The organism is Verrucosispora sp. FIM060022 (genome assembly GCF_003977705.1).
In the GTDB taxonomy this organism is placed as follows: domain Bacteria; phylum Actinomycetota; class Actinomycetes; order Mycobacteriales; family Micromonosporaceae; genus Micromonospora; species Micromonospora gifhornensis.
This window is the reverse complement of record NZ_RQIV01000006.1, coordinates 310,449-336,418: the sequence shown is the minus strand read 5'-3', so window position 1 is coordinate 336,418 and position 25,970 is coordinate 310,449. Positions and strand designations below refer to the sequence as shown.

Annotated in this window: 17 protein-coding genes and 7 pseudogenes; 13 read left to right on the top strand and 11 right to left on the bottom strand. The window is 71.0% G+C overall.

Going from position 1 to position 25,970, the window contains the following annotated elements:
- Positions 1–66: 66 nt before the first annotated feature.
- Genes EG812_RS18810 through EG812_RS18800 form a run of 3 tightly spaced genes read right to left on the bottom strand, consistent with a single transcriptional unit; the run spans position 67 to position 2,310 of the window.
- On the bottom strand, positions 67–825 hold the full coding sequence (locus EG812_RS18810) for an SDR family NAD(P)-dependent oxidoreductase (RefSeq protein ID WP_043720187.1): 759 nt from the start codon (positions 823–825) through the stop codon (positions 67–69).
- Positions 818–2,062: an AMP-binding protein gene (locus EG812_RS18805; RefSeq protein ID WP_126712311.1), complete on the bottom strand. Its 1,245-nt coding sequence runs from the start codon at positions 2,060–2,062 to the stop codon at positions 818–820. Before EG812_RS18805 ends, EG812_RS18810 begins: the two co-directional genes overlap by 8 nt.
- The gene (locus EG812_RS18800) at positions 2,059–2,310 is read right to left on the bottom strand and encodes a phosphopantetheine-binding protein (RefSeq protein ID WP_043720184.1); all 252 of its coding nucleotides are present in this window, start codon (positions 2,308–2,310) and stop codon (positions 2,059–2,061) included. The genes EG812_RS18805 and EG812_RS18800 overlap by 4 nt, the downstream gene beginning before the upstream one ends.
- A 77-nt stretch (positions 2,311–2,387) precedes the next feature.
- On the opposite strand from EG812_RS18800, the gene EG812_RS18795 reads away from it, so the two are divergent.
- The 9 genes from EG812_RS18795 (at position 2,388) to EG812_RS18755 (ending at position 11,842) form a co-directional block, all read left to right on the top strand.
- Positions 2,388–2,897, top strand: coding sequence for a GNAT family N-acetyltransferase (locus EG812_RS18795; RefSeq protein WP_013732533.1), 510 nt, complete (start codon positions 2,388–2,390; stop codon positions 2,895–2,897).
- A gap of 177 nt (positions 2,898–3,074) precedes the next feature.
- A complete protein-coding gene (gene pseB, locus EG812_RS18790; RefSeq protein ID WP_126712310.1) occupies positions 3,075–4,085 on the top strand; it encodes a UDP-N-acetylglucosamine 4,6-dehydratase (inverting) in 1,011 nt (336 codons plus the stop codon).
- Positions 4,082–5,239 carry a DegT/DnrJ/EryC1/StrS family aminotransferase gene (locus tag EG812_RS18785; protein ID WP_126712309.1) on the top strand — a complete coding sequence of 386 codons (1,158 nt, stop codon included), beginning with the start codon at positions 4,082–4,084 and terminating at the stop codon, positions 5,237–5,239. Before pseB ends, EG812_RS18785 begins: the two co-directional genes overlap by 4 nt.
- Positions 5,240–5,248: 9 nt before the next feature.
- Positions 5,249–6,088 (top strand): hypothetical protein, encoded by an 840-nt coding sequence (locus EG812_RS18780; RefSeq protein ID WP_126712308.1) that lies wholly within the window; start codon positions 5,249–5,251, stop codon positions 6,086–6,088.
- On the top strand, positions 6,085–7,908 hold the full coding sequence (locus tag EG812_RS18775; protein ID WP_013732529.1) for a class I SAM-dependent methyltransferase: 1,824 nt from the start codon (positions 6,085–6,087) through the stop codon (positions 7,906–7,908). The genes EG812_RS18780 and EG812_RS18775 overlap by 4 nt, the downstream gene beginning before the upstream one ends.
- The gene (locus EG812_RS18770) at positions 7,901–8,635 is read left to right on the top strand and encodes a cytidylyltransferase domain-containing protein (RefSeq protein ID WP_013732528.1); all 735 of its coding nucleotides are present in this window, start codon (positions 7,901–7,903) and stop codon (positions 8,633–8,635) included. Before EG812_RS18775 ends, EG812_RS18770 begins: the two co-directional genes overlap by 8 nt.
- The gene (locus EG812_RS18765; protein WP_043720179.1) at positions 8,632–9,681 is read left to right on the top strand and encodes a PseG/SpsG family protein; all 1,050 of its coding nucleotides are present in this window, start codon (positions 8,632–8,634) and stop codon (positions 9,679–9,681) included. The genes EG812_RS18770 and EG812_RS18765 overlap by 4 nt, the downstream gene beginning before the upstream one ends.
- A 20-nt stretch (positions 9,682–9,701) precedes the next feature.
- On the top strand, positions 9,702–10,337 hold the full coding sequence (locus EG812_RS18760) for an alpha-ketoglutarate-dependent dioxygenase AlkB (protein WP_013732526.1): 636 nt from the start codon (positions 9,702–9,704) through the stop codon (positions 10,335–10,337).
- A 161-nt stretch (positions 10,338–10,498) separates the two neighbouring features.
- Positions 10,499–11,842: a uracil-xanthine permease family protein gene (locus tag EG812_RS18755; RefSeq protein ID WP_126712307.1), complete on the top strand. Its 1,344-nt coding sequence runs from the start codon at positions 10,499–10,501 to the stop codon at positions 11,840–11,842.
- Between the two features lie 88 nt (positions 11,843–11,930).
- Here EG812_RS18755 and EG812_RS18750 read toward each other — a convergent pair.
- The 7 pseudogenes from EG812_RS18750 to EG812_RS30295 form a co-directional block, all read right to left on the bottom strand.
- A pseudogene (locus tag EG812_RS18750) lies at positions 11,931–13,304 on the bottom strand (RICIN domain-containing protein); the annotation flags it as partial.
- A 209-nt stretch (positions 13,305–13,513) separates the two neighbouring features.
- Positions 13,514–15,595 (bottom strand): annotated as a pseudogene (locus tag EG812_RS30115) (DNA gyrase subunit A); the annotation flags it as partial.
- A 393-nt stretch (positions 15,596–15,988) separates the two neighbouring features.
- Positions 15,989–16,597: pseudogene (locus EG812_RS30110) on the bottom strand (LAGLIDADG family homing endonuclease); the annotation flags it as partial.
- A 66-nt stretch (positions 16,598–16,663) separates the two neighbouring features.
- A pseudogene (locus EG812_RS30310) lies at positions 16,664–17,284 on the bottom strand (DNA gyrase subunit A); the annotation flags it as partial.
- A gap of 31 nt (positions 17,285–17,315) precedes the next feature.
- Positions 17,316–17,954: pseudogene (locus EG812_RS30305) on the bottom strand (toprim domain-containing protein); the annotation flags it as partial.
- A gap of 6 nt (positions 17,955–17,960) precedes the next feature.
- A pseudogene (locus tag EG812_RS30300) lies at positions 17,961–19,433 on the bottom strand (Hint domain-containing protein); the annotation flags it as partial.
- Positions 19,407–20,926, bottom strand: a pseudogene (locus EG812_RS30295) (ATP-binding protein); the annotation flags it as partial. The pseudogenes EG812_RS30295 and EG812_RS30300, both read right to left, overlap by 27 nt.
- Positions 20,927–21,161: 235 nt before the next feature.
- Here EG812_RS30295 and EG812_RS18735 point away from each other — a divergent pair.
- Positions 21,162–22,421 (top strand): SGNH/GDSL hydrolase family protein, encoded by a 1,260-nt coding sequence (locus tag EG812_RS18735; RefSeq protein WP_013732521.1) that lies wholly within the window; start codon positions 21,162–21,164, stop codon positions 22,419–22,421.
- A 51-nt stretch (positions 22,422–22,472) separates the two neighbouring features.
- Here the strand turns inward: EG812_RS18735 and EG812_RS18730 are convergent, their stop codons facing one another.
- On the bottom strand, positions 22,473–22,907 hold the full coding sequence (locus tag EG812_RS18730) for an RrF2 family transcriptional regulator (RefSeq protein WP_126712305.1): 435 nt from the start codon (positions 22,905–22,907) through the stop codon (positions 22,473–22,475).
- 146 nt (positions 22,908–23,053) lie between these two features.
- Here EG812_RS18730 and EG812_RS18725 point away from each other — a divergent pair, with 146 nt between their 5' ends.
- The 3 genes from EG812_RS18725 (at position 23,054) to EG812_RS18715 (ending at position 25,918) form a co-directional block, all read left to right on the top strand.
- Complete coding sequence (locus tag EG812_RS18725; RefSeq protein WP_126712304.1) at positions 23,054–24,265, top strand: globin domain-containing protein; 1,212 nt, start codon at positions 23,054–23,056, stop codon at positions 24,263–24,265.
- Between the two features lie 89 nt (positions 24,266–24,354).
- Positions 24,355–25,206, top strand: a complete 852-nt coding sequence (locus EG812_RS18720) for an alpha/beta hydrolase family protein (protein WP_013732518.1) — start codon at positions 24,355–24,357, stop codon at positions 25,204–25,206.
- 82 nt (positions 25,207–25,288) lie between these two features.
- Positions 25,289–25,918 carry a hypothetical protein gene (locus tag EG812_RS18715; protein ID WP_013732517.1) on the top strand — a complete coding sequence of 210 codons (630 nt, stop codon included), beginning with the start codon at positions 25,289–25,291 and terminating at the stop codon, positions 25,916–25,918.
- Positions 25,919–25,970: the final 52 nt, after the last annotated feature.

The following is a 25,970-nucleotide window of genomic DNA, read 5'->3' as shown; positions in this document are numbered from 1 at the left end:
CCTGCGTCGGCGGTGGGCGGGGCGGAAGGCAGGAGACCGCCGGTGTGGCCGTGGCGGTGGGCGGGGTCAGATCGAGGCAGCACCGTCGACCACGAGGACCTGGCCGTTGATGTTGGTCTGCTCGCGCAGCAGCATCCGTACCACCGGGAGCACCTCGTCCGGCTCGGTCAGGTGGCCGGTCGGGGTGCGGCGGACGATCTGGTCCAGTTGGGTCCGGCCCAGCACCGCCGACATCTCCGAGGCGAAGAAGCCGGGCGCGACGGCGTTGACCAGGACCCGTCCGCCCAACTCCCGGGCCAGGGAGCGGGTGGCCGCGTCCATGCCGCCCTTGGTGGCCGAGTACGCGACCAGGCCGGGGAAGCCGCGCTGCCCGCAGATCGAGGTGATGTTGACGATCCGGCCGCGTCGGCCCTGCGCCAGCATTCGGCGTACGACCAGGCGGGTCAGTTGCAGCGGCGCGGTCAGGTTCGTCTCGACGATCCCCGCCAGGTCGGCGGTGGCGGTGTGTACGTGCAGCGAGTCCTGCCCGACGGCGGCATTGTTGACCAGGCCGTCGATCGGGCCGAGGTGTTGCTCGGCGGCCCGGACGAACGCCTGCACGGCGGCGAGGTCGGTGACGTCGACCGAGCCGACGTGCGTCCGACCCGGATGGGTGTCGGCGAGCTTCGCCAACTCCGGAGTGACGGTACGGGCGAAGGCGGCCACCCGCAGACCGGCGTCGAGCAGGTCGGTGACGATGGCGAGGCCGAGCCCGCGCGAACCACCGGAGACGAGCACCACGGTGGACGGCGGGACCGCCGGGGCGGACATGGTGGGGTCAGACATCGCTTTTCAGGGTCTCCTTGACAGGGATCTCGGGCAGCAGACGGATCCGGCGGGGCACGGCGTACTCCGGTAGCCGGTCGGCGCACCAGCGCACCAGCGCCGCCTCGTCGGGCGGCCCGACAGTGGCGGTGGGTACCACCTCGGCGACGACGAGGTGGCCGAGCAGTGGCGCGCGCCGGGCACCGACCCGGGCCCAGGCCACCTGCGGATGGGCGGTCAGCACGTCCCGTACCGCGCCGGCGGAGACCTTGCTGCCGCCCACGTTGATCTCGTCGGAGTCGAGTCGACCGGTGATCAGGACCCGGCCGTCGACGACCTGCACCCGATCGCCGGTACGGATCGGGCCGGCCAGGCCGACGCCGTGATACGGCGAGGTGACCACCAGTTCCCCGTCGCGGACGCCGAGGGTGGGGCGTCCCGGCGCCGGCCGGTCCAGCCACTCGACCGGGAACCCGGCCCGACCGTCGTGCACCACGATCGCCGCGCCGACCTCGGAGGAGGCGTAGATCCAGGAGATCCGGGTGGTGGGGAAGACTTCGCGGAGCCGGTCCAGGATCGCCTGGTCGACCGGTTCACCACCGAGGGTGAGCTGGCGCAGCGGCACCCGGGCGAGGGCGGCGGGGTCGCGGTGCAGGGCCCGACGCCAGAAGGTCGGGGTGCCGGAGGCCGCGTCCACCCCGTGCGTCGCGGCCAGCGCCGGCCAGTCGTCGAACTGCTCCGGCTCCACCACCACCAGGTGCTGCCCCGGCTGGGTCAGTGACAGCGTCACCACCTGCCACCAGGCGTAGCTGCCCGGCGCGTACGGGCACAGCCAGGTGCGGTCGGGTTGGCGGCCACGGACGGTGGTCAGTGACTCCAGGGTGTGCCCGACCCGCTTGGGGCGGCCGGTGGTGCCGGAGGTCAGCAGCCACAGTCGGCCGGCTTCGCCGGCACGCGGGCGCGACGGCGTGAGGTCCGCGCCGCCGGTGTCGGTGACGGTGAACCCGGCCTCGGACAGTTCGGTGCGCAGCACGCTGTCGGCCCGGCTGGCCGTGGTGATCAGCAGTTCGGTGCCGTGCACCGCGTGGTGGCGGGCGGCGGCGAGGGCGTACCGGGCACGGTGCGCGAGCAGCGCCACCGGGGCGGGCAGGCGCAGCTCCGGCAGGTCCCGCCAGGACAACGCGGTGCCGTCGACCACGACCCGGTTGTCCAGACCGGCCGGGGGCGGTGCGGCCGGGCGCGCGGTGTCGACGCTCACGGCCGCGCCAGGTCGGCGAGGAAGTCCAGGACGTCGCCGACGGTGGCGATCCGGCGCAGTCCCGCCGCGTCGAAGTTCAACTCCTCGTCGGTCTCGTCCTCCACCCGCAAGGCCAACTCGGAGAAGTCCAACGACCGGAAGCCGATCTCCCGCAGATCCGCGCCGTCGTCATCGGGCAGCACCTTGCCCTGATTGGCCAGCACCTGTCCCATGAGGTCGCGAATTCGCGCACGACTCAATTCCGTCATGCGGCGGAGTGTACAGCCAGATCGTTGGTGACTAGGGTTCCCGGGGGCCCGGAAATGGATCAGAAAGCGAGCGGGACATGCTGCGTGACGCCACCGAGGAAGACGTTAACCTGATGTTGTCCTGGCGTAATCAGGAAATCAACCGACTGGCCAGCAAGACGCACCATGTCATCAGCGCCGACGAGCACGCCCGCTGGTGGGCCGCCGCCCGGACCGACCCCACCCGACGGGTGCTGATCTACCTGCGCGACGGGCTTCCCTGCGGGGTGGTGAACTTCTTCGACCTGCGGTTCGACCCTCCGCGTACCGGCTCCTGGGGCTTCTACCTGGATGCTGACGCGCTGGCCGAGCGGGGTGAGACGCTGCCCGCCTGGATCGACGTCATGCGCGCGGCGGTGGACCACGCCTTCGATGTGCTGAATCTGGACCGGCTCGACGGCGAGGTGCTCGCGCACAACACCGCCGTACGACAGATGAACCGACGGTTTCGATTCGTCGAAGGCACCGGACGGATCGAGATTCACGACGGTCGGGAAATCACCGTCATTCCCATTTCTCTCGATCGCGCCGCTCGCCGCAGGCGCTGATTTACCGTACCGTCCATCAACTGTTCACGAACCGTTTTCCCTCGGGGGGCCATTCACCGGTTGAGTGGGTCCGGTTAACCGCAGGGCGCACCCGCGTTAACCGAACGCCCCTAGCGTCCCACCCGGCCGACGGGGCTCGCCGCCCCACGGATCATCGACGAACACGGGAGCACCACATTGAGCGAGCTGAGTGGATCGTCCATCCTCGTCACCGGGGGTACGGGTTCCTTCGGCAGGACCTTCCTACGGCATCTCCTCGCCGAGGCCGACCCGGCGCGGGTGGTGGTCTTCTCCCGCGACGAGCTCAAGCAGTACGAGCTGCGCCAGCAGCTCGGTGACGACCCCCGACTGCGCTGGTTCATCGGCGACATCCGGGACCGGCACCGGCTGACCCGGGCGATGCACGGCGTCGACCATGTGGTGCACGCCGCCGCCCTCAAGCAGGTCGACACGGCCGAGTACAACCCGTCGGAGTTCATCGCCACAAACATCACCGGTTCCCAGCACGTCGTGGACGCGGCGATCGAGGCCGGGGTACGCAAGGTCATCGCGCTCTCCACCGACAAGGCGTCCAGCCCGATCAACCTGTACGGCGCGACCAAGCTGGTCGGCGACAAGCTGTTCATCTCCGCCAACCACTACGCCGCGCACCACCCGACCCGGTTCGCCGTGGTGCGTTACGGCAACGTGGTGGGCAGCCGGGGTTCGGTGGTGCCGCTGTTCCGCCGGCTCGCCGCCGAGGGCAGGAGCCTGCCGATCACGGACAAGCGGATGACCCGCTTCTGGATCACGCTGGACCAGGCCGTGCAGTTCGTCATGGACTCGTTCGACCAGATGCAGGGCGGCGAGCTGTTCGTGCCGCGCATCCCGAGCATGCGCATCCTCGACCTGGTCGAGGCGGTCGCCCCGGACGCCACCACCCACGAGATCGGCATCCGGCCCGGCGAGAAGCTGCACGAGGAGATGATCGCGCCGGACGACAGCCGCCGGACGCTGATCGCCAAGGACCGGTTCATCGTCCAGCCGACCATCGCCACCTGGGGCTACCAGCCGCCGGTCGAGTGTGAGCCGGTGCCGGACGGTTTCGCGTACCAGTCGGACACCAACGACGAGTGGCTCAGCGTGCCGCAGCTGCGCGACATGCTCGGCATCACGGCGGCGAGCCTGCCGCCCGGTGGCGAAGCATGACCTCACTCCTGCCGTACGGCCGGCAGTCGGTGACCGACGACGACGTCGCGGCAGTGGTCGCGGCGCTGCGCAGCGACTGGCTCACCACCGGCCCCGAGGTCACCGCCTTCGAGGCGGAGCTGTCCCGGTGGGCCGGCGGGGCCGGGGTGGCCGTGGTCGCCAACGGCACGGCGGCGCTGCACGTGGCGTACGCGGCGGCCGGGGTCGGCCCCGGCGACGAGGTGATCGTGCCGCCGATGACGTTCGTCGCCACCGCGAGCAGCGCGGTCGCGTTGGGCGCGCGGGTGGTCTTCGCCGACGTCGAGGAGGAGACGTTCACCCTCGACCCGGCGGCGGTGGCGGCGGCGACCACCGGGCGGACGGCTGTCGTCGCCGCGGTGGACTACGCCGGTCACCCGGCCGACTACGACGCCCTGCGGGCCGGTCTCGCCGGCAGCGACGCGCTGCTGCTCGCCGACGCCGCGCACTCCATCGGCGCCACCTACCGGGGCCGTCCGGTCGGCTCGCTAGCCGACCTGACCACGTTCTCCTTCTTCCCCACCAAGAACCTGACCACCGCCGAGGGCGGCGCGGTCGCCACCGGCGACCCCGAGCTGCTCACCCGGGCCCGCCGCTTCCGCACCGTCGGACTGGTCCGGGAACGCGACGAGCTGCGGTGGCCCGACGAGGGCGGCTGGCACCAGGAGGTGCACGCCTTCGGGCTGAACTACCGGCTGCCGGACGTGCTCTGCGCGCTGGGCCGCAGCCAACTGCGCCGCCTGGATGCCTTCCTGCGCCGCCGCGCCGAACTGGTGGCCCGCTACGACGAGGCCCTCGCCGACCTGCCGGGCGTGTTGACGCCCGGGCGACGGGAGTGGGCGAGCCCGGCCTGGCACCTGTACCCGATCCGGGTGCTCGACGGTCGACGCCGCGAGGTGTACGACGCGATGCGCGCCGCCGGCATCGGGGTGCAGGTCAACTACCTTCCCGTGCACTGGCATCCGGCGTTCGCCGACCTCGGCTACCGGCGGGGCAGCTGCCCGGTGGCCGAGGGGTTCTACGCGCAGCAGTTGTCGCTGCCGCTGTTTCCGGGGCTGAGCGACAACGACCAGGAGCGTGTCGTCGACGCGCTCGCCGCGGCCCTGCGCGGCGTCCCGGTCCGCCCCGTCGCCTGAGGGACGCCGATGCACCACGCGAACCACTTCTACGGCCACGCCCACGTGCTGGCCCGTTACGCGGGACTCGGTGACGGGCATCCACCGCGGATCAACGGGTACGTCCAGCACGGCTGGAACATCGGTGACGGCCTGGCCCCCGGACACCCGTACGCCGAGGGCACGCCGAGCCTGCTGTGGTCGGAGCAGACCCGGCGGCGGGCCTGGTCGGTCGGGCGGCGCAACGTCACCGTGATCGGGGCACCGTTCGGCTACCTGCTGGCGATGCGCCCCGAACCGCAGTCGTCGCCGCAGCGGGCCGGCACCATCTGGTACCCGTTCCACGGCTGGGAGGGCCAGCACGTCGAGGGCGACCACGACCGGCTGATCGCCCAGATCCGCCAGACCGAACCCGGACCGGTCACGGTCTGCCTCTACTGGCACGAGCACCGGATGCGCCGGGTACGCCGCCGGTACGAGAACGCGGGTTTCCGGGTCATCTGCCACGGCTATCGCGGGCACTGGTGGTCCGGCACCGACCCGGATTTCCTGGACCGCCAGCTCACCGAGCTGCGCCGGCACGCCCGGGTCGCCTCCAACCGGCTGACCAGCGCCGTCTTCTACGGCATCGCGGCCGGTTGCGAGCCGGCGGTGTACGGCAACCCGATGGTGCTGGCCGGCGAGGATCCGACCTTCGGCGGCACCGCCCGGATCCGCCGGCAGTGGCCCGAGCTGCACGGCGAACAGGTGCACCTGCCGACCGCCGTGGAGATCGCCCGCGCCGAACTGGGCGTCGACCACCGCTACCCACCGGCCGCGCTACGCGAACTGCTCGGCTGGACGGCTGCTGTGCAGGAGGAGAGCGCGTGACGACCGAGACGGCGGTGACGCTGCCCGGCGGCGAGATGTTGACCTGGTCCGACCAGCGTGCCGACGCCGGCAACCCACCGTTGGCCGCGCTGGTGGCCCGGCTGGTGCCGCCCGGCGCCGACGTGCTGCTGGCCGGGCCGGTCGATCCGGCGGTGCTCGACGCGCTGGGTGGGGCCCGGGTCACCGGTCTGCTGCGCGGCTACCCGGACGCGGCGGTGCTGGCCGGCCGGGTCGACCGGGTGGTGGCCGCCGGTGCAACCGGCCTGCCGGCCGATGAGGTGTACGACGTGGTGATCGCCGCCGCCGGGCTGGACGCCGTCGAGTCGGTCGAGGGGCCCCGACTCGGCTGGGACGGGGTGCTGGGCCGGTTGGCTGCGGCGGTACGCCCCGGCGGTGTCCTGCTGCTGCGGCTGGACAACCCGCTCGGCGTCCACCGGCTGGTGGCGACCTCCGGCTGGTACGTCGGCCGTGACGACGCCGAGTGGACGGTCGGCGGGGTACTCGACACGGGTCGCCCGGCGAACCTGGACCAGTTGCGGCTGCGCCTCGACGCGGTGGGGCTGCGGGTGGCGGGAAGCTACGCCGGCTATCCCCGCCCGGCGTCGACCACCGCGTTGCTGGCGACCGACGAGTTGGCTCGGCGGACCACGTCCGGGCTGTTCGAGGCGGTCCTGCAGGAGAGCTGCACCCACGGTTACGCCGGCCGGTTGGTGCTCGCCGATCCGGCCCGGCTGGCGGTCGACGCGCTGTACGCCGGCCGGGCGGGTGATCTGGCCCCCTCCTGGTTGGCCGTCGCCCACCGTCCACCCGCCTTCGACGACGAATGCGACCGGCTCACCGCCACCCGTACCCCGCTGCCGGCGGCGGTGCTGTCGACGGGCGACCGCGCTGCGCGGATCGTCGAGGTCGTCGACGGTCCGCACGGCTGGCACTGGCATCGACCGGGGCCGGTGGCGGTTGCGGCGACGCCTGCGCCGTACGCCAGTCGGGAGATCGCCCGCCTCGACCCGGCAGCGCCGGACGGGCCGGTGCCCGACGGGCGGCTGCTGCACAGCCTGCTGCTGGACGGCTGCCTGCGTCGCGACACAGCTCTGCTGCGCCGGCTGTTACGCGGCTACGCCGACTGGCTCACCAACCAGGCCGGGACCGACCGGCTCACCGGTGCGGTGGCGTTGGCCGGGGTGGACAACCTGGTCGTCGCCGGTGACCGGTTCGCGGTGCTCGACCCGAGCTGGCGGGCCGACGAGCCGTTACCTGTCGACGTGGTGCTGGCCCGCGCCCTGTGGCGCTTCGCCACCGAACTGCTCACCGGCGGCTACGCCCACCCGTGGACCTCCACACTGGACGCGGTCGGCCTGACCGTGGTCCTCGGTGGCGTGGCCGGACGGGACTTCGACCGGGCCGTGGTCGACGCCGCGCTGGACGTCGAAGCCGCCGTCCGACGCATCCGAGAGGCAGAACACCGGGACAGCCGGGACGCGGAGCGAGGCGGTGGCCCCGAGGCCGGACTGCGGACGGTCACGTCCACCGACCCGCCGCCCGGACGGCACAGCTACCAGCAGCTGCGCGACGCCTGGCTGCGTCAGCGGGACGAGAACACCCGGCTCGCCGCAGCGCTCAAGTGGACCGAGGACCTGCTCGCCTCGCGGGAGAAGGCGCTGCGCCGGGCCGAGGCGAAGCTCGACCTGCTCAGCGGGACGGTCAGTTACCAGCTCGCCCGGCTGGCCATCACCCCGGCCCGCATCGCCCGCCGAGGGGCGCGGGCCGCGAAACGACGGGCCCGTGCGGCCATCACCCGGAAGGACGGCAACCGTGAGTGACCGGATCGTGGGCATCGTCCAGGCCCGGATGGGTTCGTCCCGGCTACCGGGCAAGGTGCTGCGCCCGCTGGCCGGACGCAGTGTGCTCGGCCGGGTGGTGCGGGCCGCCCAGGACAGCGGGGTGCTCGCCGACCTGGTGGTGGCGACCAGCATCGACTGCTCCGACGACGCGGTGGTCGCCGAGTGTGACCGGCTCGGGGTGGCCTGGCACCGCGGACCCGTCGACGACGTGTTGACCCGGTTCGTCGGGGCGCTCGACGCGCATCCCGCCGACGCCGTCATGCGGTTCACCGCCGACTGCCCGCTGCTCGACCCGGAGATCGTCGCCCTGGTCGCCGGGGTGTACCGGGGCGCGCCGGGGCTGGACTACGTCAGCACGTCGATCGCTCGTACGCTGCCCCGCGGGCTGGACGTCGAGATCATCCGGGCCGACGCGTTGCGGACCGTGGACCGGCTCGCCACCGCACACCACCGGGTGCACGTCACCTCGTACGCGTACCGTCATCCGGAGTTGTTCCGGGTGCTCGGCGTGACGCTGACCCCGGATCGTTCCGCGCTGCGGCTCACCCTGGACACCGAGCCGGACTGGCAGCTGGTGCGGGCGGTGGTGGAGCAGTTCGGCGACGTCAGCGTGCCGTTGGCCAAGCTCGCCGACTGGCTCGACGGGCAGCCGCAGTTGCGGGCCCTCAACGCCGACGTCCGGCAGAAGCGGTTGGAGGAGAGCTGAACACGCCACGGGTCGGTCTGCGGTGCGACGCCGGACCGCAGCGCGGGGTCGGGCACCTGGTCCGCTGCCTCGCCCTCGGCGAGGAGTTCCGGAGCCGGGGTGCTCGGGTCCAGATGTTCGGCACGGTGGCCGGCGTCGGCTGGGCGGCCGACCAACTCGCCGCCCGAGGCATCCCACTGCGTCCCGGCCCGGAAACCCCCGAGGAACTGGTCGAGACGGTACGCCGACACGAGGTGGACGTGCTGGTGCTCGACTCGTACGAGTTGGATCCGGCAGCGGCCGGCGCGGTGCGTGCGGCGGGGGTGGTGACCCTGGCGATCGTCGACGGCGACACCCGGGGACAGGACGCCGACCTCTACCTCGACCAGAACTTCGACACCGACCTGGTGGTGCCGGCGGGACGGCTGCTGGCCGGCAGCGCGTACGCCCTGCTGCGGGGTGAGGTGCTGGCCGCCCGGCCGACGGCGGCCCGCCCGGCGGTGCCGGTGGACCGCCCGACGGTGCTTGCCTTCTTCGGCGGCACCGACGCGGCCGGCGCGGCACCGCTGCTGACCGAGATGCTGCTGTCCACCGGCCGGCCGATGGCGCTCACCGTCGTCGCCGGCCGTCCCGAGCTGGCCGACCGGCTGGCCCGGCTCGCCCCGGCGCCGGGGCAGACGCTGACGGTGCTGCCGCCGACCGGCCGGTTGCCGGCCCTGATCGCCGCAGCCGACCTGGTGGTCAGCGCGGCCGGCACGTCAACCTGGGAGCTGTGCTGCCTGGGTGCGCCGTCGGCGCTGGTCTGCGTGGTGGACAACCAGCGCGAGTCGTACCACCGGGTGGTTTCCGCCGGGCTGGCCGCCGGGCTCGGCGACCTGCCGACCCTGGTCGTCGACCCGTCCGCCCGGGCCGCCGCCGCGCGGACCCTGGATTCGCTGCTGGGCAGTGCGGAACGCCGGGCGGCGCTGTCGCAGCGGGCCTGGTCGGCGGTTGACGGGCGGGGGCGGGCCCGGGTGGTCGACGCCGTACTCGACACGCTCGACAGTTCAGTCGAACGCCTGTGCTAATCGCCTGCTAGGGTGCCCCTATGTCGCAGGCCTCCTACCAGCCGTCGATGCTGGACGTCACCGACGCGGAGCCGACGCTCGGGTCGCTGCCGGGACGACTGCGCCGGCATCCGTTGAGTCGGGGCGCCTGGGTGGACCACCTGCCGGGCTGGGTGCACGGCTCCGACCAGGTGCTCGACGTCCTGCTGCGGGAGGTGCCGTGGCGGGCCGAGCGACGCACCATGTACGACGCCGAGGTCGACGTCCCCCGCCTGCTCTGCTGGTACGGCGCGGGCCGGCCGCTGCCGCACCCGGTGCTCTCGGCCGCCCGCACCACGCTGACCCGGCACTACGCCGACGAGCTGGGCGAGGCGTTCGTCACCGCCGGCATGTGCCTCTACCGCGACGGCCGCGACAGCGTGGCCTGGCACGGCGACACCCAGGGCCGCTCCGCACACACCGACACCCTGGTCGCCATCGTCTCGTTCGGCTCCCCCCGCCACCTGCTGCTGCGCCCGCGCGGCGGCGGCGCCAGCCTGCGCTTCCCCCTCGGCCACGGCGACCTGGTCGTGATGGGCGGCTCCTGCCAACGCACCTGGGAGCACGCCGTGCCCAAGACCACCCGCCCGGTCGGCCCCCGCGTCAGCGTCCAGTTCCGCCCCGCCGGCGTCGCCTGACGGTAAGGAAGGGCACCTTATTAACGCCTCGGGTAGAGAAAGGGCCCCTTCTTAACGCCGCAGCCCGCCGCAGCCACCCGCAGCCACCGGCGACCGGCCGTGCTAGAAATTACCTCCAGGGTCGATCGCCCCCGTCAGCACTGCGACGCGAAGGGCCATCCATGACCCAGTCCCCCACCGAACCGCGTTCCCGCTGGTCGCCCTGGTCCCTGCACGGCGACGGCCGCACCGTACGCCCCGGCGACGTGGTGCAGCCCGACGAGCGGCTCTCCTGGCCCCGCACCCTGGGCATCGGCGTGCAGCACGTGGTGGCGATGTTCGGCGCCACCTTCACGGTGCCGCTGATCACCGGCTTCCCGCCGGCCACCACGCTCTTCTTCTCCGGGCTGGGCACCCTGCTGTTCCTGCTCATCACCGGCAACCGGCTGCCGTCGTACCTCGGCTCGTCGTTCGCCTTCATCGCCCCGGTGCTGGCGGCCAAGGCCGGCGGTGACATCGGCCCGGCCCTCGGCGGCATCGTGGTGGCCGGCGTCGCGGTGGCCCTGGTCGGCCTGGTGGTGCAGGTCGCCGGCGCTGGCTGGATCACCCGGCTGATGCCGCCCCTGGTCACCGGCGCCATCGTGATGCTGATCGGGTTGAACCTCGCCCCGGTGGCCTGGGACGGTGGCGGCGACGGCGGGGTCAAGGCCCAACCCCTGATCGCGGTCATCACGCTCGTGTCGATCCTGCTGTTCACGGTGCTGTTCCGGGGCTTCCTGGCCCGGCTGTCGATCCTGCTCGGCGTGCTCGTCGGTTGGCTACTCGCCGCGTTCACCGGCGGGCTGGACCCGGCGACGGTCACCGGACTACGGGAGGCTGCCTGGATCGGGCTGCCCGAGTTCCACACCCCCAGCTTCAGCCTGCGCGCGGTGGTGCTGATCATCCCGGTGGTGCTGGTGCTGATCGCGGAGAACGCCGGCCACGTGAAAGCGGTCGCCGCCACCACCGGCCGGAACATGGACCGGGACATGGGCAGGGCGTTCATGGGTGACGGCCTGGCCACCGTGCTCGCCGGCTCCGGCGGCGGCTCCGGCACCACCACGTACGCCGAGAACATCGGCGTGATGGCGGCGACCCGGGTCTACTCGACCGCCGCGTACTGGGTGGCCGGGCTGGCCGCGGTGCTGCTCGGGCTCAGCCCGAAGGTCGGCGCGCTGATCCTCACCGTGCCGGCCGGGGTGCTCGGCGGTGCCACCACCGCCCTGTACGGGCTGATCGCCATCCTCGGCGCCCGCATCTGGCTGGACAACCGGGTCGACTTCCAGGACCCGGTGAACCTGCTCACCGCCGCCGTCGCGGTGATCATCGGTGCCGCGAACTACACCCTCACCGCCGGCGACCTCTCCTTCAACGGCATCGCCCTGGGCACCGCCGCCGCCCTGATCGCCTACCACGGCATGCGCCTGATCGCCCGCCTGCGCAACACCACCCCGACCTCCGGCCAGGGCCCCGAGCCGGAACTCTGAGCAGATCCACCACCCGCCAGCGGCGTCAGGGCTGGACCGGGTGTCGAAGTCCCCGGCCGGTGCCGGGGACTTCGACACATCCGGATCAGAACTGCGAGAAGAACCGCCAGACCTCGCCCTTGGTCCAGGTCCTGGCGCCGCTGTCGCCGCCACCGTCCACGTGACCGGGGGTGTGACCGCCGTCGAAGGCGCCCCACTGCACCGGATACCCGGCACGGCAGCCCGAGTAGACGGTGGTGATGTGCGTCCGGCTACCCGGCGCCGGCTCCGGCGCATTCTGCTGGTTGCAGCCGTTGTTGCGGACGAACCTGTCGCGCAGTGCCCGTCCGCTGGCGATGTTGTCGGAGATGCCGTGGATGCCGAAGTACGCGACCGGCTGGGTGCCACCACTGCACCCGCTCAGCTCACGTGGCGCGCCGTACACCGCGACGGCCCGGAACACGTTCGGTCGGGCGCAGGCGAGCGCGTAGCTCATGGCACCGCCGTAGCTGAAACCGAGGGCGAAGCGCTGCGTCGTGTTCACGCAGAGGTCGCTCTCGATCCGCCGGATCATGTCGTCGACGAAGGTGACGTCCTCGCCGCCGGAATTGGCCCAGCCGTTGCCGATGCCCTGGGGCGCGACCAGGATCGCGCTGTTGTTCGACTGCTCCTGCTGCCCGTAGTAGGCCCAGGCGGCCCCGTCTGCGCCACCGTAGGCGACATCACCGGAGGTGCCACCCAACCAGTGGAACGCGAACATCAACCGGTAGCGGGTGTTGTTGTTGTAGTTGGCGGGAATCCGCAGGATGAAGCTGCGGCTCTTGCCACCGCTCTGGATCGTGTGCGAGCCACTGCTCAGCGTCGGCGCCCTGCCGCACCCGGCCCCCGGTTCGCCCGTGGGCGGCGGTGTGGGTCCGCCACCGACCGCCACCAACTGCCACTGCTGGTTGGCGCCGTTGTGGTCGGCATATTGGACGATGTTCGCCCCGTCGGCGGTCGAGGCGCCCTGCACCTCCACCGCCTTGCTGCTGTGCCGGGTGATCAGCCGGACGTGGCCGGAGTCGGAGTCGGCCAGCCGGAACTGCTGGTTCGCCCCGTTGTGGTCCGCCCACTGCACGATGGCGCCACCGTCGGCGGTCGACGCCCCTGACACGTCCAGGACCTTGCCGGAGTGGCGCGACTTCAGCCGGTAGTAGCCCCCACCGGAGTCCACGAACTGCCACTGCTGGTTGGCCCCGTCGTTGCGCGACCACTGGCTGATCCGCGCGCCGTCGTTGGTGGCCAGCCCGTACACGTCCAGTGCCTTGCCGCTGTTGCGGTTGACGAGCACGTACCAGGCATTGGTGTCCGGCGTCGCGGCAGCGGCGGGGGTCGCGTCGACCGCGACGAGTGTGCTGGCCACCAGGAGCGCCGCACCGGCCGCAGCCACTGCGGGCCACCGTCGGCGTCTTTTAGGAGAGGCGGGACGAACCTCACCGGTCATTGACTGACTCCTTCGACTGGGACCACGCGCGCTCAGGACAGGCGCACGTCGCCGCAGGCGCCGACGTCCGGGTGGTGGTGCAAACACGTCAAGGCTGCCCCTGCGGACAGCCTCAACGTAGCGTCGTCATACGTCTTACGTCAATGACGAACATCGATATGACTCCGACCTGCCCGATCCACCCGTCCAGGCCAGACCGGGACCTCCAGCTACTGGCGATCGATCTGATGACCGATCACGGTGGGGCCGAGCATCACGGCGAAACCGGAACCGTCCCGACGCGGATCGGCGGTCGGCAGCTCGACCGGTTCACCATTTGCCGTCGAGCCCACCGGCCGAGGACCGATCCAGGCGACGACCACGTCGGTCTCACCCTTGAGGAACCGCTGCGCGCGCACCCCGCCGGTCGCCCGCCCCTTCGCCGGGTACGCCGCAAACGGCGTCACCTTGACGGTGGCGCCGGTGGAGGTGACCACCATCGGCTCACCGTGCTGCGGATCGTCGGTGCGCACCGCACCGAAGTACACCACCTGCGCCCCATCCGGCAGGGCGACACCGGCCATGCCGCCACCCTTGAGCCCCTGCGGGCGAACCGTGCCAGCGGGAAAACGCAACAGCGACGCCGCGCTGGTCAAAAACGCGAGGGACTCGGCACCGTCGGTCAACCAGGTCGCCCCGACCACCTCGTCGCCGTCACGCAGCCCGATCACCTCGAACTCGTCGGAGCGGACCGGCCAGTCCGGGGCACACACCTTGACCACCCCCTGACGGGTGCCCAACGCCAGGCCGGGTGAACCCTCGGCCGTCGGACCGAGCGGTGCCAGACCGACCACGCTCTCCCCCGGCTCCAACGGCACCAACTCGGCCGCGGACATCCCACCCCGCAGCGACACCGTGCCCGCCTGCTCCGGCAACACCGGCAACGGCAACACGTCCACCTTGAACGCGCGACCGGCGCTGGTCACCAGCAGCACCCGACCCCGGGCGGTGGAGTGCACCACCGCGCGTACCGCGTCATGCTTGACCCGGCCGTGCCGGCGCCGCCCCTCGGCGGCCTCCTCCGACTCGGCCGCGGTCCGCGCCACCAGGCCGGTGGCGGACAGGATCACCTGACACGGGTCGTCGGCCACCTCCAGCGGCCCGGCCGGCGCGGAGGCGGCGAGCACCTCCTTGAGGTCACCGTCGACAAGCGTGGTACGACGCGGGGCGGCGAACTGCTTGACCACCGCGGCCAACTCGTCGGAGACGAGCTTCTTCAGCACGTTCTCGTCGTCCAGAATGGTGGACAACTCGGCGATCTCGGCACGCAGCTTCTCCTGCTCGGCCTCCAACTCCAGCCGGTCGTACTTGGTCAGCCGCCGCAGCGGGGTGTCCAGGATGTAGCTGGCCTGGATCTCGGAGAGCTTGAACTTCTGCATCAGACCGTCCTTCGCGGCCTGGGCGTCCTCGCTGGCCCGAATCAGCTTGACCACCTTGTCGATGTCCAGCAGTGCGATCAGCAGACCGTCGACCAGGTGCAACCGCTCCTGACGCTTACGCCTGCGGTACGCGCTGCGCCGGGTCACCACCTCGTAGCGGTGCGCCAGGAACACCTCCAGCAGCGCCTTCAGCCCCAGGGTGCGCGGCTGCCCGTCGACAAGCACCAGGTTGTTCACACCGAAGGACTGCTCCAGCGGAGTGAGGCGGTACAGGTCGGCCAACAGCGCCTGCGGGTTAACCCCGACCTTGCACTCGATGACCAGGCGGGTGCCGTTCTCCCGGTCGGTCAGGTCCTTGACGTCGGCGATCCCGGTCAGCCGCTTGGTCTTGGTGACCTCGTTGGTGATGGCCGCGATGACCTTCTCCGCGCCCACCCCGTACGGCAACTCGACCACGGTGATCGCCTGCCGACCCCGACTGCCCTCCAGCGGGCCGATCTCCACCTTGCCGCGCATCCGCACCACACCCCGGCCGGTCTCGTAGGCCCGGCGCACCTCGTCGAGGCCGAGCAGCAGCCCACCGGTGGGCAGGTCAGGGCCGGGCACGAACTCCATCAGCTTGTCGAGGGTGGCGTTCGGGTGCCGGATCAGCCAGCGCGCCGCCGACACGACCTCGCCCAGGTTGTGCGGGATCATGTTGGTCGCCATCCCGACCGCGATCCCGGAAGTGCCGTTGACCAGCAGGTTCGGGAAGGCGGCCGGCAGCACGGTGGGCTGGGTCAGCGAGCCGTCGTAGTTGGGCTCGACGTCGACGGTCTCCTCACCCAGCTCGCCGACGAGCAGCATCGCCTCCCGCGACATTCGAGCCTCAGTGTTGTGGTTGACGAAACCGCCAGCGAGGAATGAGTGGTCTTCTGTGTCGACCCTGATTGAGTAGACCTCGGCCGGCTCGCACGGGGTCACCTCGGTGATCCGCTCGAATCGGTAGCCCGAGTCCATCACAGGCAGGATCGTCGCCAAGATCTCGGGATCCTTGATCCGATCGACGATGCGAAGCCGTTCAGTCTCCCAACGCTCTACCCGGTCGAAGTTGTGCCGAGTCAGCCACTTGCGGCCCGAACCACGCCTGTCGAAGGCGAGCGCCCCACGAACGTACTCGGCCACGAAGGGCGCGTGGTCTTTACTGAGTCGATGCGGGCGCAGCGGTGAACGCTTGAGCACCCTGTGCAGCACAGCCTGCTTGGTACGGAGGAACCCGACTCGATTGGCGAACGCCGCGATGTTCCGCATCCCTGAAATGACCAGTCGATGCTCCACCGAGCCACTCGGACGCGTATATTGCCGCCAACACGCGATGACGCCGAACTCCGCCAACAACTCTTGGACGTCCCGAGTAAGGCGTTCACTGAAGCTCGTGTACTGAATGGTGAAGCTGTCCTTCGCTACCCGTACGCCGCCGTCTCCTTCAAACAACGCCGTCAGGAACGCACGCTTCACACCCCACCCTCCGGTCCAGACGAACTGCGGAACGAACTTGTCCCGCGCCTGATGTCCGATGAGTTCGGCTAGCGGGCTGGCACGGAACGCGGCCATCCCCCCGGCATACTCCTGTACATCCAGCTCCTGGATGCGTTTGCGGTCGCGGCGGGTATGCCGCTCGCTGACGTAGCGCTGCCCGCCTACGACTTGGTCGTATGCATGCAGAACCTCGCCGAAGAAGTGCTCATCCGTATTGTTGAAGCCCGCTCGCGACTCACTCGCGAACCCTTCGGATACCCAGGCACCCCCGAGTACTCCCAGCATGTACTCCCGAGCCGTAGGGGTTACCTGGTACCAGGCGTTTCGCGCGATGCAGACGACCGTGTCGGGGGCCACCTCGTCGAGACGTCGCCATTGGAACACTGGCACGCCGAGCGGTGCTTCCAGGCACAAGACCAGGTGATTCTCGCTGCCCCGGAGTGAGAACCCGGCTTCGGTACGGATCTGGATGGTGGGATGGACTCCCGAGTTGAAAACCTTGCTTGCCCGGACGGCCTTGCCGTCCTTGTCGAGCACCTCGAAATCGACGTCAGCCTCACTATCGGGAGCGAGATCCACCAGCTCGCCGATTCGAGGACTCGAACCGTCCGCCAGGCGAATTCGAGTATCGCCCGTCACGCAGTAACGCGCCGCAGCCGGTCCATCGTCTGGACTCCCAAAATTTCCATGCCCGTCGATGAGTGGGACGTTGAGGGAGAAGTCCTGCGCCATCCGAACCATGGCGTCGTAGATCGCGGTGTCGCCGTGCGGGTGGTAGCGGCCCATCACGTCACCGACCACGCGGGCCGACTTGACGTGCGCCCGGTCGGGCCGGAAGCCCGACTCGTACATGGCGTAGAGGATGCGCCGGTGCACCGGCTTGAGGCCGTCGCGGGCGTCCGGCAGGGCGCGGGAGTGGATGACCGAGAAGGCGTACTCCAGGTAGGAGTCGGAGACCTCGGTGACCAGCGGGTTGTCGAAGACCCGCGCGCCGGCCCGGTCGAACGCGGAGTGGTCGACCTTCGTTTCCTTGCGGCGTGCCATGGTTCAGCTTTCCTTCCGAAGAACCCGTTGGTCAGGCGTCGATGGCGTCGCGGTCGACGCGGTCGGCGGAGTCGATCAGCCAGTTGCGGCGCGGCTCGACCTTCTCCCCCATCAGCAGTTCGAGGATGCGCTCGGCGGCGTCGACGTCGTCCAGGGTGATCCGACGCACCGAGCGGGTGGCCGGGTTCATCGTGGTCTCCCACAACTCGTCGGCGTCCATCTCGCCCAGACCCTTGAACCGGGGGATCGGGGTGACGATCTGCTTGCCGGCCTGCTCCAGCTTGCGGACCGTCGCCTCCATCTCCGCCTGGGTGTAGGTGAAGATGGTCTCCGGGTTACGCCCCTTGGTGGTGATCTTGTGCAGGGGCGGCATCGCGGCGTAGAGCCGACCCGCCTCGATCAGCGGCCGCATGTACCGGGCGAACAGGGTGATCAGCAGGGTCCGGATATGCGCGCCGTCGACGTCCGCGTCGGCCATGATGAGCACCCGGCCGTACCGCATGGCGGACAGGTCGAAGGTGCGCCCGGAGCCCGCGCCGAGCACCTGCACGATCGCCGCGCACTCGGCATTGTCCAGCACCTGCTGAAGGTTGGCCTTCTGCACGTTGAGGATCTTGCCGCGAATCGGAAGAAGCGCCTGATATTCCGCGGTACGGGCGACCCGAGCGCTGTTGTGCACGAAGACGCCCGCCTCCAACGCGAAGTTGTGGTAACCCTCGACTGTCAGGTCATACACGTCCGCCGTCTCATCGAGCGGTTCGACGGACACCACCTGGTGATTGACCAGGGCAGCAGCCTCACGAAGGCGGGCGTAGTCATCGTCGTACAGCTTGAGGAGCCGATCGAAGCGCAGCCCGGTACGGGCCGAACGCAGGCGCTCAGCCTCGTACGCCGCCGCGAGGTCACCGTCTTCCAAGGCGAGCATCGGCGCGAGTCGGCGTAGCGCGGCAAGCCGACGCCCGTCCTGCTGGCGACCCACCCGCTCGCCACGCGGCACGGTCGCTACGTACCGGGCACGTCCGGCCTGCACCTTGGCGAGATGGTCGTTGTTCGGATCGGTCAGCCGCTGCTGCATCCGGCGCGAGTGATGCTCGCCGAACTCCGGATTGTCCGCGTGCCAAGCCAAAACCGCGTTGCGCTGCCGGGTCCTTTCCGCAGGGTCCGAGAACTGCTCGATCGTCTTCTGCGACCGCCAGGCACGCAGCTCGGAGTCCTGCCACTGCCGCACGGACCGCTCCCGCCACTGCTCACGCCGGGCCGGGTCGGCGAAGTACCGCCTGACCCGCTCCGCAGCCGCCGCCCGGTGCTCCGGATTCGACCAGTAACCAGCCTGCCGCTGGCGCATCCGGTCTGCGTAGGCACGCCGTTGGTCGTCACTGAGCGCGGCGTACCAATCCTGGAATCCCTGCTCGAACTTTGCCCGGAAGGCGGGTGACTCGTTGAGCGCGAAGAGCCGAGCCAGGCATGCTTCACGGAAATCAGGGTCCCGCCACTGAGCCGTCAGCATCGCCGACTTGAACTCACGACCACCGTTCGCGAACCACTCACGCCACCCGGCATGGACATGTTCGCCCATCATCGAGGCGTGCAAGGCCGAGTGGTCGGCCCAGGTCATGCGCTGAATGTTGCGCGGGTCGTTGTTGCGCTTGTCGATGTCGATGTGGTGCCGCACGTTGCCGTTGGCAGCGCTGTCCCGGCCGTGCCTGAGATTCCACGCGTCGGCGAGGTAGTGGGTGTAGACCCACTCGTCCTTGTCATTCATCCAGACCCGCTCGTATCCCTGTAGCTTCTGCCCAGCAGCCTTGCTGGACAGGCTGCGGTAGAGCGGCATGAGGGAATCGCCGGGCGTGAGGGCGTCGGCGCGCCGGTAGGAGCCGTCGCGTAGGCGGAAGAGGTGATCCGGGGTGCATCTGACCGACTCGCCGTTGTCGAGGGTCACCCGCACCAGCGGCGCGGCCCGCTTGGTCAGGCGCGGCTCGACCAGTGGCGCGACGACCACCCGACCCGCCTTGTTGGTGGTGTAGCCGAAGTGGGTGACGCCCCGCTGCCAGTCCTCGGCAAGATCCGCGAACGAGCGGCTGATGCCCGAGGCCAGGGCAACCATGGTGTCACCGGTAAAGCACCCGAGCGCGCTGTCTCCCTCGACGATGAACAGCTCGCTACGGTCCACACCGGTCGCGCGGCAGTCGACCAGTTTGGCCGGCATGGCGGCGCCTTCGAGGGCGGTCTTGCGGCGGGCGGCGTCCTTCTGCTGCTTCTGGGTCAGGCGTACCCGCGCGGCGTCGACGATCTTCTGCAGGACCGTACGCGCCTCGGTCTTGGTCTTGCGATCGTCCAGCCAGGACTTGAGGTGCTGCTCGACCAGGCCCTGCACCACCTTGGTGACGCCGGCGGTGGAGAGCTCGTCCTTGGTCTGGGAGGTGAACTGCGGCTCGGGCACCCGTACGTGCACCACCGCGGTCATGCCCTCCAGCACGTCGTCCAGGGTGGGCGCGTCCTCCTTGGCCTTGAGCAGGCCACGGGTGTTGCGTACGGCGTCGGCGAGGGTACGCGCCAGGGCCCGCTCGAAGCCCTTGCGGTGGGTGCCGCCGTGCGCGTTGCGGATGGTGTTGGTGAAGCACTCGACGGTGCGCTCGTAGCCGGTGCCCCAGCGGAACGCCACCTCGATCTCGGCGCGCCGCTGCACGTTGGACTGCATGACGCCGTTGGCGTCGGCGGCGTTCTCCCGGTAGGTGCCCTCGCCGGTGACCAGCAGGGTGCCGGAGACCGGCCGGTCGCCGGCCGGGGCGAGGAACTCCACCATGTCGGTGAGCCCGTTGGGGTAGTGGAACTGCTCCTTGGTCGGTTCCTCGGCGGTGAGGTCGCGCAGGGTGTAGCTGACCCCGGGCACCAGGAAGGCGGTGTGGCGCAGCTTGGCGCGCACGGCGTCGTGGTCGAGGGTGGCGCCGGTCTCGAAGTAGCGGGGGTCGTACCAGTAGCGGATCGAGGTGCCGGTGCGCTGGCCACGCTTCATCGCGCCGACGACCTGCAGGCCGGGGCCGGGGGTGAACGGCGCGTCCGGGCCGTCGCCGTCGAAGATGCCCGGTACGCCGTGGCGGAACGACATGGTGTGCACCTTGCCGCTGCGGCGCACGGTGACGTCGAAGCGGCGGGACAGCGCGTTGACCGCCGAGGCGCCGACGCCGTGCAGGCCGCCGGAGGTCTTGTATCCGGAGCCGCCGAACTTGCCGCCGGCGTGCAGCCGGGTGAGCACCAGTTCGACGCCGGAGATGCCGGAGCGGGCGTGCACGTCGGTGGGGATGCCCCGACCGTCGTCGTCGACCTGCACCGAGCCGTCGGCGTGCAGGGTGACCTCGATGGTGGTGGCGTGGCCGGCGACGCCCTCGTCGGTGGAGTTGTCGAGGATCTCGTTGACGAGGTGACCCACGCCACGGCTGTCGGTGGAGCCGATGTACATGCCGGGCCGTTTGCGGACGGCGTCCAGCCCCTCAAGGTGCGTGAGGTCGTCGGCCCCGTACAGGGTCTCTGGCTCTGCGGTCAACTCCGTCGTACTCCCCGGTCTCGGCGATGCGCTGCCCCGCACCGTCGGTGGTTGGCCCAGCGTGGGACGGCCGCAGCGAGCGTAGCCGTACGCCCCGACAGGTGATGCGGACACCCGCGCGGCGCGCCGCAGGAGGCCGCCGCTGGTGGTACCTGCCGCGGTCAACGCCCCGGCGTCGCGCCTTATGCCCGGCGCCGCCTCCGGTGTGGGCTGGGATTTAACTCCCGCCTGACCCAGATGTCACATCTGTTTCCCGTTGTTGACGTACGTCACACCTGCGTGATTCCATCACGCACAAGAGGATCTTTCATATTTCGATGAATGGATGGGGATGCCATGTCCGGGTTGCGTCGTACCGCCGCCGCGATGGCTCTGGCCGTCGCTGCGGCGACCCTTTCCACAGCCGTGACCACCGCCGCTCCCGCGGCCGCGGCGCTGCCCACCGCCGCGGTCGCCCTCGGCGACAGCTTCATCAGCGGTGAGGGTGCCGGGGCGTACCAGCCGGTGGTCGACTCCACCGGGGTCGCGCGCAGCTTCCCGGGCTGGACCGCGGCGAACAGCAACGCCTTCTTCTGCCACCGGTCGGCCAACGCCTCGTTGCACAAGGCGTCGCTGCCCGGCATCCAGGACCGGTTCAACCTGGCCTGCTCCGGCGGCCAGCCGCACGACATCGCCGCCGCTTCCTCGGCGCGCACCAGCGGCCGTCAGGTGGCCGCCCAACTCGACCAGCTCCGGGCCGTCGCCCGCACCCATGACATCGACCTGGTGCTGATCGGGCTGGGCTCCAACAACAGCTCGTTCACCTTCGGCGGGGTCGCCGAGAAGTGCGCCAACCGGTTCATCGCCGACGCCTGGACCGGCTGGTGGGAGTTCTGGGCGTACCTCAACGGCCCGGTGGAGCAGAAGCCCTGCACCGACGCGGACCTGGCCACCGCCGCCCAGATCAGCGCCGCGACCGCCGAGACCACCGCCGCGGTACGCCAGATCCTGACCACCCTGCGCGAGGTGGACGCCGACGGTCAGCACCGGGTGGTGCTCCAGGACTACACGAACCCGCTGCCGCTGGACCTGGCCTCGCCGTACCACTCCGAGGACAGCCGGGACGACACCCGGGACAAGTTCCGCGCCCTCGGTGCCGAGCGGTACGCCGCCGGCTGCCCGATCCACCGGGCCAGCCTCGCCCCCGGTCACCGCTTCTCCCAGGGGCTCGGCACCATCGTGCGCTCCACCCGGGACACCCTGGCCGCCGAGTACCCCGGTGCCGACCTGGTCTACCTCAACGTCCAGCGGGCCTTCGACGGCGCCCGGCTCTGCGAGACCTCGAACAGCCCGACCGGCACGCTGGCCACCCCGATCCGGTTGATGGACAACCCGCCCAACGGCACCTTCGTCACCAGCCTCTCCGGCAAGGACAAGATCGCCATCCAGCGGATCGCGAACACCTGCGTGACCTACTTCCAGACCTGCCAGGAGTCGTGGCACCCGAACGCCGCCGGGCACCAGGTGCTCGGCCAGTGCCTGGCCGGAGCGGCCACCACCACGGCCCGCTCAGTGGCCTGCGTACGGGCCTCGAACGGCACGATCAGCGTCTCCTGACCATCCGGGACCGGCCCGCATCCCGAGGTGCGGGCCGGTCGCCGTCACCGCTCAGGGCGCAGGCGGGGCACCGAGTGCGAGCAGCACCGGGCCGGTCGGTGAGTCGACGAGATCCGCCAGGCTGACCCGGTCGAGCACGGCGAGGAACGCCTCCTGCGCCCGGCGCAGCTCGATCCGCAACCGGCAGGCCGCCCGCAGCGGGCAGGCCGGTGCCTCGCAGTCGACCACCTCACCGTCGCCCTCGAACGCCCGGACCACCTGCCCGACGGTGTAGGTCGCGCCGTCCGCGGCGAACGCCACCCCGCCGGAACGGCCGCGGATGGTCACCAGCACGCCGAGGTGCTGCAACCGCTGCACCACCTTGGCCACGTGGTTGCGGGGCAGCGCCAGTCGCTGCGCCAACTCGTCCACAGTGGTCCTGCGGCCGGAGGTGGCGGTCAGCATGGCGATCCGCATCGCCATGTCGGTAGACCGGTTGAGCTTCACCTTTCGACCTTACGGTGGCCCCGGGCCGCACCGGCCGCCGGTGTGATCCGCGCGACCGGTGATCCGGGACCTTCGACCCTAAAGAGGTACCTGCAATACCTGTTTTTGTGGGCGCGTCCGTAAGGTTCGTCCCGAAGGAGAACATCGTGCTCACCCAGTCCTCAGCAGAGGTGGTTACGGCGACCCTGCCCGCCGTACGGGCGCACGGCGAAGCCATCACACGCCGGTTCTACCAGCGGATGTTCGCCGCGCATCCCGAGCTGCTCGACCTGTTCAACCGGGGCAACCAGGCCAGCGGCAGCCAACAGGCGGCCCTGGCCGCCGCCGTGGTCGCGTACGCCGAGCACCTCATCGGCGCGGGCGCCACGCCGTGGGGTCCGGTGCTGGACCGCATCGCACACAAGCACGCCTCCCTGGGGATCACTCCGGCCCAGTACACCGTCGTGGGCCGGCACCTGCTCGCCGCCGTCGGCGAGGTGCTCGGCGAGGCGGTCACCCCGTCCGTCGCCCTCGCCTGGGACGAGGTCTACTGGCTGCTCGCCGTCGAACTGGTCGCCCGGGAGGCCCGGCTCTACGCCGCCGCCGGGCTGACCGAGGGCGAGCCGGTGTGGCGCCCGTGGCGGGTGACGGCGCGCCGGCAGGAGACCCCCGACGTGGTCTCGTTCACCGTGACGCCCGACGACTCCGGCGAGGTGCCCACCTTCGTGCCGGGCCAGTACACCTCGGTCGCGGTCGACCTCGGCGGCGGCCGCGGCCGGCAGATCCGCCAGTACAGCCTCGCCGGACGCCCGGGTGCCGCGCACTGGCGGATCGCCGTCAAGCGGCTGCGCGGGATCGACGGCGCACCGGACGGCCAGGTCTCGACCTTCCTGCACGAACACGTGACGGTCGGTACGACGCTGCGGCTCAGCCCACCCTTCGGCGAGGTCAACGCCGTCGCGGGCGACGGCCCGCTGCTGCTGGTCAGCGCCGGTATCGGGCTGACCCCGGCGATGGCCGCGCTGGAACATCTGGCGGTCACCGCGCCGCAGCGCCCGGTGGTGCTGGTGCACGCCGACCGGGCCGGCGCCGCCCACGCGCTGCGCGGCGATCTGCCGCGCCTGCACGCCGCGCTGCCGAACCTGCGCACCAGGCTGTGGTACGAGGACACCAGCGACGTCGCACTGCCCGGGGTAGCCGTCGAGGTGACCGGCGGCCGGGTGGACCCCGAGTCGATCCCGCTCTCCCCCGACGCCCACGTGCACCTCTGCGGGCCACTGCCGTTCATGAACATCGTCCGGGGTGGACTGTTGCGCCGGGGCGTACCGGTGGAGCGGATCGCCTACGAGGTGTTCGGTCCGGGCATGCTCCGCGGCTAGTGCGCCGCCCCCGGCGGGTCGAGCGACCCCGCCGGGGGCCGCCCCCACCGCACCCTACTCGCGGGTAACCTGTACGGGTGAGCGCGACTGTGGAATACGTGCAGGATTTCGTCCAGGTCGACGGCGCCCGCCTCGGCATCCAGGTCTACCCGGAGCCGGTCGGCCCGGCAGGAGCACCGGTGGTGCTGGTCGCGCCGGCCATGGGGGTGCGGGCGCGGTACTACCGGCCGTTCGCCACCGCCCTGCGCGCCGCCGGGCTGGCCGTGGTCGTGGCCGACCTGCGCGGCACCGGCGAGAGCACCCCCCGACCGAGCCGGGCCTGCCGGTACGGCTACACCGAACTGGCCGCCGACATCGGTGCGGTACGCACAGCGCTCAAGGCCCGCTTCGACGGTCGGCCCACCCTGCTGCTCGGGCACTCCCTCGGTGGGCAGGCCGCCGTGCTGCACCTGGCCCTGCACGGCGAGCAGGAGGTCGACGGGTTGGTGCTGGTGGCCGTCGGCATCCCGTACTGGCGGGACTTCACCGGCCCACGGCGGTACGGCGTGTTGCCGTACACCCAGGGCATCGCCGCCACGACCCGGCTGCTCGGGGTCTGGCCCGGCTGGGGATTCGGTGGCCGGCAGGCGCGCGGGGTGATCCGCGACTGGGCGCACACCGCGCGGACCGGCCGCTTCCCGCACCTGGACGGCGTCGACACCGAGGCGGCGGTGCGGCAGATCCGCACCCCGGTGCTGGCGGTCAGCGTCGACGACGACCAGTACACCCCCCATCCGACGCTGGACCGGCTCTGCGCCAAGCTCGCCGCGGCTCCCGTCGTACGCGAGCGGCACGGTGGCCCGGACGGCGTCGCGCTGGACCACTTCACCTGGGTACGGCACGCCGCCGAGCCGCTGGCCGCGCGGGTCGCCGCGTTCGCCGCCACCCTCCCCGCACGCTGACCCAAGCCGTCCCCGACCCCACGATTAGTGCCCCGCATCGGGGGTAAGCCGCAGCGCTCGAAACGGCTGAGGGGGACACATCATGTCGGACACGCACACCACCCTGCGATCCATGCACGACCTGGGCCTGGCGGCCTGGTTCGGCGGCTCCCTGATGGGGGCGTTCGGCGTCAACGGCGCCGCGGCCCGGGTCGGCGACTCGACCCAACGAATTCCGGTGGCTTCGGCCGGCTGGTCCAAGTGGACGCCGGTCAACGCCGCCGCCATCGGCGCCCACCTCGCGGGCGCGGTCGGTGAACTGGTCACCGAGAGCCCGCGGATGGCCGCCCAGCGCGGCGTCGGTCGGGCGAGCACGCTGAAGACGGCCCTGACCGTCGGCGCCCTCGCGGCGACCGGGTACAGCCGGATGCTCGGCAATCGGCTGTCCAGGGCCGGCGGCACCAGCGTGGCCGGCGTCACCGAGCCGAACCAGCAGACGCCGCAGAACGTGGCCGCCTGTCAGCGGCAGCTCAAGCTGCTCCAGTGGGCGATCCCGGCGCTCACCGGCGCGCTGATCGTGGTCACCGCGTACATGGGTGAGCAGCAGAAGCCCGGGCAGGTGCTGCGCGGCATGCTCGGCCGGGCCAACGGGCTGATGCACACGCCGAAGACGATGGCCAAGGGCGGCGGCCTGATGCAGATGTCGAAGGCGATGAGCCGCAACGGTCACTGAACGGCGGCGACGCGGGCGGTCCGGCGGCGCAGGGCTATGTCGGCCGCTGAGG